The following is an 8,745-nucleotide window of genomic DNA, read 5'->3' as shown; positions in this document are numbered from 1 at the left end:
CTTGGGAACCCCCTTGGATTTCTCTATGGATTCTATAGAAAACTCTAATTACTATCTAACCCATTTAACCTATTTCTTGACCCTTACTTTTGGAGGTGCTATGGTGGTTTTGTGTTGAATGTGTGTTGAGCTATAGCCTCCCAAGCTATTGATGGGGATGAGAGTCCCTTTACCTATAAGACTTATATGATCAAGCGGGTAGGGGGAATCGAACCCCCATCAATAGCTTGGAAGGCTATGGTTTTACCACTAAACTATACCCGCAAGTCAGGCAAATTAACGGACTCAACCGTTTATTACCCACTTTCATTAAGATAACACAAGTTTTAGGAAAAAGCTAGACTTTGGGGAAATTTTCTTCAAGTTCGTTAAATCAGGGTTTGGAGGCGAGCCATCAGGGGTTCTACCTTAATCACGCCTTCAATTTTATCGACGGGTTTCCCCTGTTTAAAGAGGATCAGGGTCGGTAACGCTTCCACCTGGTACTCAGAAGCCAGTTGGGGATATTTATCTGAATCAATCTTCACGACTTGGAGAGCTTGGCCCATCTGAGTTTGCACTTGCTCCAAAATTGGCACCATTATTTTGCAGGGGCCGCACCAAGTGGCGTAGAAATCGACCAAAACTGGGACATCCGATTGGGCCAGGAGGTCAGCAAAACTCTTAAATTGTTTTTTAATCGCCATATTAGATCAATTAAAAATTGGGTATGGGTTAAAGAAGAGTTGCCTCTAGCAAGGCTAATACAGGCTCTACAGGACGACCTTCACCCATTTTACTTCCATTCGATCGTAGCAAACATTGAAGGATTTGATATTAAATTCGGCAAAAGTTAGGCAACTCCCCCCATTCTAAGGCAAAATGCCCTCAGCCTAACTTTAAGAAATAGCAGGAGAAGTGGTTTATGGGAAACCAATTACAAAATCAAGTGGCCTTAGTAACCGGAGCGTCTAGGGGAATTGGTCGGGCGATCGCCCTTTCCTTAGCCGCAGAAGGAGCGAAAGTAGCGGTTAACTATGCCAGCTCTAGCAGTGCAGCCGAAGAAGTCGTCAGTCAAATCAAAGACCAAGGAGGAGAGGCGATCGCCCTTGGGGCAGATGTTTCCCAAGCAGAAGCCGTCGATACCCTGGTTAAAGCCGTTATGGATGAATGGGGACAGATTGATGTCCTGGTCAATAACGCCGGGATTACCAGAGATGGCTTACTCCTACGGATGAAACCGGAAGACTGGCAAGCCGTCATTAACCTCAACCTGACCGGTGTATTTCTCTGTACCCGTGCCATCAGTAAAATCATGATCAAAAAACGTCGAGGCCGAATTATCAACATTGCCTCGGTTTCCGGACAAATGGGAAATCCCGGTCAAGCCAACTATAGTGCAGCCAAAGCAGGAGTGATTGGATTTACCAAAACTGTCGCCAAAGAAATCGCCAGTCGTGGCGTAACGGCTAATGCAGTTGCTCCTGGTTTTATTACTACCGACATGACCAAAGATCTAGCAGTAGATGAAATTCTGAAACTGATTCCCCTGGGTCGCTATGGTCAACCTGAGGAAGTCGCCGGAATGGTGCGTTTCTTAGCGGCCGACCCCGCCGCCGCCTATATTACGGGTCAAGTCTTTAACGTCGATGGCGGCATGGTAATGGCCTAATTTCTACTGCTCCTAATGGAGCAAGGGGCTTAAGCCCCTTGTTGTGGCTGTTAATCACCCAAACAAATTCCCAGACCTCTGGCCGTTTTCACCAACGTACCTTCTGGATTGACGGTTTGGTAATGTTCGATCGCCTTTTCAATGGGCACACTCACAACTTGCCGATGTTGCCAAGTTACCACGTGATCGTACATCTCCTGAGCCACTAAATCAACGGCTGCTACTCCAAACGCCGAAGCCACCAGGCGGTCAATGGGTGCGGGAATCCCTCCCCGTTGGGTATGGCCTAAAACGGTTACCCGTGTTTCTGCACTGATTTCCGAGGTAATCCCTTTAGCAATCTCCTGGCCAATCCCTCCATAGCGACTCTCTCCGAGACCAACCACATTGGTCATCGATCCACCTTCAACACTTTTCACTGCTTCAGAGACAATCACCAGAGAATAGCTTTTACCCAGCTCTCGACGGTTAACAATGTGGTTACAAATCTTCTGAATATTGTAGGGAATTTCGGGAATCAGGATCACATCCGCACCGCCAGCAATTCCAGCACTGATGGCAATATGACCCGCATCCCGGCCCATCACTTCTAGAATCAAGACTCGGCTATGGCTGGCGGCGGTAAATTGGAGGCGGTCTAAGGCTTCTGTGGCAATATTAACCGCCGTTTGGAAGCCAATGGAGCGTTCGGTAATGCCAATGTCATTATCAATGGTTTTGGGGATACCGATAATGTTCATATTGCCTTGTTGGGCCAGTTTACGCAGAATAGCTAGAGATCCATCTCCACCAATCACTAATAGGGCATCAAGCCCTAATTGGTGATATCCTTCGATCATTTCTTGGGAGCGATCGAGTAATGTACCATCGGGCATGGGATAAGCGAAAGGGTCACCTTTGTTGGTGGTTCCTAATATAGTTCCGCCAGTGAGCAATAATCCACGAATGTTTGTACGGGTTAATTCTTTCACTTTTGGAGGACGCTCCAATAAGCCTAATGTGGCTTGATGAATTCCAAAGACTTCATAACCGTAGGTTCCTATGGCATGATAGACCACAGCCCGAATCGCAGCATTGAGACCTGCACAGTCTCCGCCACTGGTCAAAATACCAATGCGTTTTCCCATAACCTTGTGTCCTCCGGTAGCCTTTAAGTTGAATGAAGACAAAGGGCTAAGTAGCCCTTACAGGAGTAAATTAAACTCAAATTCTCTCAAAGTTCGATAACCTCAACTTGACTTAATCTTTGTTCTTTCCTGACTTACGATCCCCCATGACTCATTCTCGCGATCCCCAATCTGAAGCCTTGGACGATATTTCTCCTGCATCCTTTAATTTAATTCCTGAACCCCCTCCTGGCTTTAAGTCTGGGTTTGTGGGGATTATTGGCCGCCCCAATGTCGGTAAATCGACTATTATGAATCAGTTGGTGGGACAGAAAATTGCCATTACTTCGCCCGTAGCCCAAACGACGCGCAACCGCTTACGGGGCATTCTAACGACTTCAGCCGCCCAATTTATTTTTGTGGATACCCCTGGAATTCATAAACCCCACCATGAGTTAGGGAAGGTTTTGGTGGAAAATGCAAAGTTGGCGATTAAATCGGTAGATGTGGTGTTATTTGTGGTCGATAGTTCTGTTCCTGCGGGAGGGGGCGATCGCTACATTGTTGAGCTACTCTCTAGTGTGAAACTGCCGATTATTCTTGGTCTCAATAAAGCGGATCAACAACCCGATGATTCTGAAGCGATCGACCAAACCTACGAACAACTCGCCCAAGCTCACCACTGGCCAACCCTAAAATTTTCTGCCCTTACGGGTGAGGGATTAGACTCTCTACAAAACCTGCTGGCAGACAATCTAGAACCCGGCCCCTACTATTATCCTCCCGATTTGGTCACTGACCAACCGGAACGCTTTATCATGGGCGAATTAATCCGGGAACAAATCTTACTCCTTACGCGCCAAGAAGTTCCTCATTCGGTAGCCGTAGAGATTGAACGAGTCGAAGAAACCCCAAAAATCACCCGCGTTTTTGCGGCTATTAATGTGGAACGAGACTCCCAAAAAGCCATTTTGATTGGTAAAAAGGGAGCCATGTTAAAAAGCATTGGTATGGCTGCACGAGAACAAATGCAAAAACTGATTTTAGGTCAAGTTTATCTGGAATTATTTGTTAAAGTCAGACCTAAATGGCGACAATCTCGCACTCGTCTTTCTCAATTTGGCTATCAAGTGGGAGAGGATTAATATAGCGCGAAACGCTAGGGAAGAGAGGATGGTAGCTCGGTTTTAGGATTCAACCGTGTTCTAACTTACGTCAGTTTTGGCTCAAGAATTGGATTCCAAGCCTCATAAGCGCTTATTTTTCCAGAAGGGATTAAAGGTTCTATCCCTTATACAGTCTACTCTTTAGCCTCTTTGTCATCCCTTAAGCAGATTTCCTATTCCTTCAATCCGGAGAGTGACAGAAAAGGGATGACTAAAACTGATGTTAAAGTAAGTATTTCTACGTCCCATAATCCCCAATTAAATTCTAGAATTGGGCCTCTACATGCGTTTTTTCGGAGATGCTTCATGAAAACTTCATAAAACCTATCATTTTTATGAAGTTTTCATGAAGAATAGGGTCTAGGGGTTCACGATTTTTACTGAAAAACACTAACCTAAGTTAAAAGCTAAAAGCTATCACAGATTCTCAAGAGCAGATCAATATGCTCTGAATTGATCTTTCAAACTATCCCTTTTATCTCTAATCAGAATAGATATCATGATTAACCATAACCCCTTTACCCATATCCTCCGTGGAATCTCCATAAGTATTTTTACTGCTAGTATTTCTACGCTTGCTGTTAATCCAGCTCATGCCTTTTCTATTGGCAAATATCGTGTGAATAATCATCCAGATGGCAATGCAGCTCCACCAGCATACTGTCTTCGACTGGATGGCTTAGTCTCTGGTAACTCTAGCGACATCTACACTTTCAACTGTGAAGATTCTCAATCTGAGGTCTTCCTAGAATATGATGGATCGAGCGTTACTATTTCTGGGAAAGTGTTTGGAGGACTTGATGTAGGTTCAAGTTATGATAATCCTGTCGTTTGGGATCTCGATTTTACTTATAACAATGTAACAACAAATGGTGACGGGCTAGTCGTCTGGGGTGATGGACAGGGGCAAGGGAATATTTCTTCTACTGTCAGTTCCTATGACCTCTTTGATTATAAAGGAGTGCATGACTACTCTTTCAAAATTGATACAGATCATCGAGGTGAAGAGGGTTATTCAGGATGGGGTTGGCTCAATCATGCTGATGAGGGGACTCTTCGTGAAGATGCAACTCATCTATATGCTTCTGACTGGCTATTTACTGTAGAAAAAGTTCCTGAACCGAGCGCTGTTCTTGGGTTAGCGTTCATTGCTGGTTTCGCTGCGCTCAAGCGCCGCCAGTCTCGCTAATCGACTTAAATTCTGTCACTTGAGGCTGTTATAACATTGTCAAATAAACGTCAGTTTTGGGTAAGCCAAAACGCTATCGTTGGCTGTAATCTCCATTCCTTCATCGCATCAGCCGCAAAATGCCCTTAACCAAAACTGACGTTAACTTTGTTCTTCTCTTACCCTAGTCCACTTTTGGATGATTTTCTGCAAGACACTGAATGATTATTCATTATTCACTTTTAAGGGTTAACGTTTCCTCCAATTGATCGATCAACCCTTGAACATATTCCAGCGCATGACCAATCGTCGCTGGATCGGTTAAATTAACACCTACATACTGTTTGAGTGCTTCCACCTGATCCACACTTCCTCCTGTCGATAACAATTCTAGATATCCAGGCACAAACTCTTTACTCCGTTGTCGATATTGTTGATAACAAGCCAAGCTGACAATATGAGAAGCGGTGTATTGATAGCAATAGAACGGCTTAAAGAAAATATGACCAATTCTCGCCCAATCATATTGATGTTCAGGCAAGAGGCTAATCGCATCTCCACAAAGCTGTTCATACAACTTCATCCATTCCTGATTAACAAAATGCCGATCGAAACTGCCTTGGTTAGCTCGTTCATGGATAAGTAATTCTAAGCGACTGATGGTACTCTGGCGGAAGAGTAAGCTTAATTGATCTTCGAGTTGTCCGGTCAAAATGGAGAGCTTTAAGGCTGGATCGGAGGATTCCAGGAGAAAATCTAATAACAACAATTCATTAAACGTGGAAGCCACTTCAGCGATCACCATGGGGGGATTGCTGTTAAAATAGCTTTGATGGTCATCAATCCAGGCAAAATGTAAACCATGACCCATTTCGTGGGCTAAGGTAAATAGGGAGTTATAATCCTCGGTATAGGAGAGCAATAAATAACTATGTTTGCCATGGTTATAGGCACAAAATGCACCGCCCCGTTTTCCAGGTCTAACTTTGGCATCGACCCAATTTTTGAGGAAAAATTCTTCAGCGCGGCGAGCATAGTTAATATCAAATTTCTCTAAGGCTTTTAACAGGGTTTCTACTCCTAAATTATAGGGTAAAGAAGGGCTAGTATCTTGCGTCCAAGGGGCATAAATATCGCAACTCCGGATGGGTTCCCCTAGGGTTTTAGCTTTGAGATGGTAATAGCGTTGAAACAGATCGTAGCGGTCAGCCATTCCGGTCATAATGGCTTGGAAGACCGGTTCAGAAACTTGGTCTTCTAAAAGTTGTTTGCTGAGGGTAGAGTCATAGCCTCGCATTTTATTTTCGAGCTTATGATCTTGGGCAATATTGTTGAGAATATTGGCATAGAGCAAGTTATGCTGCTGCATGACTTCCCGGAGGGAAATATAGGACTGGTAGCGAATTTCTGGGGAAGGATGCAAACGTAAGGCAGAAAGATCGGCTTCGGTTTCGGCGTTTTTTCCTTCTGGGGTGGTGACTGGGGTATAGTTTTGTTCGCCTAGGTGCAGAGAACGGAGTTGAATAAAGGCGCTACGACCGGTTAAGTTATCCTGATTTCGGGTTTGTTCAACTTCTTCGGAAAGGGCGTAGGGGCGAAATTTGGCAATTTGTTTTAGGTAATGGTAATAGGAGGCTAAGAGGGGTGATTGTTGCAGTTTTTCGAGTTGAGATATGGGTAATTTTTTGAGTTCTAAATCAAAAAAGAGAACCTCATTTTCTAGGGTGGTTACTGCTTCCATGATTTGATCAAGCAGTTGTTTGGCGAGGCTGTTACGGGTATCGGCGGAAAAGACTAAGCTCGGATAGGCCCACAGGTAGCCACAGGATTGAAAGAGGGTTTCGAGCTGTTGTAAGCAGTCGAGGATTTGCTCTGGGGAGAGTTGGGCAATTTTGCCGCGATAGGTTTGGCGAAAGGCGGTGGCTTGCTGTTGTAGATGCTCCAGGTCTTGTTGAATTTTGGGGTCGTCTAGTCGTTGGTAGAGGTCAGAAAGATCCCATTCTTGGGGGGTTTGGAGTTGGTTGCTGAGTGTGGTCATAGGAGATATAGCACTTTGCGCTAGGGAATGGGGAATGGGGAATGGGGAATGGTAGCTAGGTTTCAGTATTGAACTGGAGTCCTAGCTAACTCTTTCTGTGCTACATAGGTTATTTTAAGGTTGGATGGGATTAATTTGACTGAGTAACAGAAACGAAAAAATAAGGGGGACAGAACCCCCTTTTAGCGATCGCAGCGCAGTATTGCTCGAGAAAAATTAGTGGCCAATTCCCACATAACGGAAGCCAGCAGCCTCTAGGGTTTTGCGATCGAGGAAATTCCGACCATCAATCATGACAGGATGGGCCATTTTCTGGGCCATTTTGCCATAATCCAAGTTCAAGAATTGCTGCCAATCGGTGACTAATACCAAAGCATCACACCCATCAGCCAGCATTTCTGGATCAGTTTCTACAATCACATCCGAGAGACCATGACGCATTCCCGACTGAGAGATAATGGGATCGTAGGCTTTGAGTTTCGCTCCTAAGCGACTGAGTTGTTCGATCAAGTTTAGAGCTGGAGCATCCCGCATATCATCGGTATCGGGTTTGAATGTAAGTCCAAGGAATCCAATGGTTTTACCTTTGAGGATTTTCAGTTCCTGTTGTAGTTTTTCTACTGCCATGAGCCGTTGGCGTTGATTGACAGTGACGGCTGCTTTGAGCAGTTCGGCTTCATAATTATAGTCATCGGCAGTATGAATTAAGGCAGAAACATCTTTGGGGAAACAGGAGCCACCCCAACCAATTCCAGCTTGTAGAAACTTCTTACCAATTCGAGAATCGAGTCCAATGCCTTTAGCCACTTGGGTAACATCTGCACCGACTTTATCGCAAATATTTGCCACTTCGTTGATAAAGCTAATTTTAGTGGCGAGGAAAGCGTTCGCAGCGTATTTAATCATCTCCGCAGAACTGAGATCGGTAACCACAACGGGAACCGGAGGTAAGGACGCATCTGTGCCGACTTTGCGTTCTACGATGGGGGTATAAAGTTCTTGCATCAGAGCGATCGCCTTTTCGTTATTGCTGCCTAAGACGATGCGATCGGGGTTAAAAGTATCATAGACAGCCGAGCCTTCCCGCAGAAATTCAGGGTTACTGACTACATCAAATTCCGCTTTAATCTCTTGCTCGCTCAAGCCTTCTTCTTTCTTGCGTTCAGCCATACCATCAAGGACAATCATCCGTACCCAATCTCCTGATCCAATGGGAACGGTCGATTTATTCACAATCACTTTATAACCATCTCGTAGATGAGACCCAATGCCACGAGCCACGGCTTCCACATATCGGGTATCGCTATCTCCAGAGGGTAGAGCTGGTGTTCCTACAGCAATAAATAAGATATCCCCATGAGCCACTCCAGCCTTTAAATCGGAGCTAAATTCCAAGTTCCCTGCCTGGGCAGATTTTTGCATTAATTCAGACAATCCTGGTTCATAAATCGGGGATTGTCCGGACTTCATCAGTTTGACTTTCTCTTCATTGTTATCAATACAGATAACGTGGTGGCCGCATTCCGCTAGACAGACACCGGTCACCAAACCAACGTAACCTGTACCAATTACACAAACTTTCATGGGTATACCTCAAGAGACTTAATTTTAGATTT

Annotated in this window: 7 protein-coding genes and 1 tRNA gene; 3 read left to right on the top strand and 5 right to left on the bottom strand. The window is 44.8% G+C overall.

The genetic code is table 11. The annotated features are described in order from the left end of the window. Positions 1 to 193: 193 nt before the first annotated feature. Both J7529_RS10945 and trxA read right to left on the bottom strand, forming a co-directional pair. A tRNA-Gly gene (locus J7529_RS10945) sits at positions 194 to 264 on the bottom strand. Positions 265 to 368: 104 nt separating this feature from the next. Further along, entirely contained in the window at positions 369 to 686 is a 318-nt protein-coding gene (trxA, locus tag J7529_RS10940; protein ID WP_271938424.1) for a thioredoxin, read from the bottom strand. Between the two features lie 218 nt (positions 687 to 904). Here trxA and fabG point away from each other — a divergent pair, with 218 nt between their 5' ends. Next, the gene (gene fabG, locus J7529_RS10935; protein ID WP_318728990.1) at positions 905 to 1,651 is read left to right on the top strand and encodes a 3-oxoacyl-[acyl-carrier-protein] reductase; all 747 of its coding nucleotides are present in this window, start codon (positions 905 to 907) and stop codon (positions 1,649 to 1,651) included. Between the two features lie 50 nt (positions 1,652 to 1,701). On the opposite strand, the gene J7529_RS10930 is transcribed toward fabG, so the two are convergent. After that, entirely contained in the window at positions 1,702 to 2,778 is a 1,077-nt protein-coding gene (locus J7529_RS10930; protein WP_318728989.1) for an ATP-dependent 6-phosphofructokinase, read from the bottom strand. 146 nt (positions 2,779 to 2,924) lie between these two features. Between J7529_RS10930 and era the strand changes: the two genes are divergently transcribed. Together era and J7529_RS10920 are read left to right on the top strand one after the other, a co-directional pair. Continuing rightward, the gene (era, locus tag J7529_RS10925) at positions 2,925 to 3,902 is read left to right on the top strand and encodes a GTPase Era (protein ID WP_318728988.1); all 978 of its coding nucleotides are present in this window, start codon (positions 2,925 to 2,927) and stop codon (positions 3,900 to 3,902) included. A gap of 520 nt (positions 3,903 to 4,422) precedes the next feature. Next, positions 4,423 to 5,112 carry a PEP-CTERM sorting domain-containing protein gene (locus tag J7529_RS10920; RefSeq protein ID WP_318728987.1) on the top strand — a complete coding sequence of 230 codons (690 nt, stop codon included), beginning with the start codon at positions 4,423 to 4,425 and terminating at the stop codon, positions 5,110 to 5,112. A gap of 211 nt (positions 5,113 to 5,323) precedes the next feature. Here J7529_RS10920 and J7529_RS10915 read toward each other — a convergent pair whose 3' ends face one another. Further along, positions 5,324 to 7,129, bottom strand: coding sequence for a M3 family oligoendopeptidase (locus J7529_RS10915; protein WP_318728986.1), 1,806 nt, complete (start codon positions 7,127 to 7,129; stop codon positions 5,324 to 5,326). A 216-nt stretch (positions 7,130 to 7,345) separates the two neighbouring features. Next, complete coding sequence (locus tag J7529_RS10910; protein WP_271938412.1) at positions 7,346 to 8,713, bottom strand: UDP-glucose dehydrogenase family protein; 1,368 nt, start codon at positions 8,711 to 8,713, stop codon at positions 7,346 to 7,348. Between the last annotated feature and the right edge of the window lie 32 nt (positions 8,714 to 8,745).

Origin of the sequence: Roseofilum sp. Guam (genome assembly GCF_017746735.1) — a bacterium.
Lineage (GTDB): Bacteria > Cyanobacteriota > Cyanobacteriia > Cyanobacteriales > Desertifilaceae > Roseofilum > Roseofilum reptotaenium.
Note: the sequence above shows the minus strand (reverse complement) of the source record. Positions and strands in the feature narration are given on the sequence as shown.

Bases quoted from the DNA above. Each gene is read 5' to 3' on its own strand.
- trxA (WP_271938424.1), bottom strand. From the start codon at position 686: ATGGCGATTAAAAAACAATTTAAGAGTTTTGCTGACCTCCTGGCCCAA.
- J7529_RS10920 (WP_318728987.1), top strand. From the start codon at position 4,423: ATGATTAACCATAACCCCTTTACCCATATCCTCCGTGGAATCTCCATA.
- fabG (WP_318728990.1), top strand. From the start codon at position 905: ATGGGAAACCAATTACAAAATCAAGTGGCCTTAGTAACCGGAGCGTCT.
- J7529_RS10910 (WP_271938412.1), bottom strand. From the start codon at position 8,713: ATGAAAGTTTGTGTAATTGGTACAGGTTACGTTGGTTTGGTGACCGGT.
- era (WP_318728988.1), top strand. From the start codon at position 2,925: ATGACTCATTCTCGCGATCCCCAATCTGAAGCCTTGGACGATATTTCT.
- J7529_RS10915 (WP_318728986.1), bottom strand. From the start codon at position 7,129: ATGACCACACTCAGCAACCAACTCCAAACCCCCCAAGAATGGGATCTT.
- J7529_RS10930 (WP_318728989.1), bottom strand. From the start codon at position 2,778: ATGGGAAAACGCATTGGTATTTTGACCAGTGGCGGAGACTGTGCAGGT.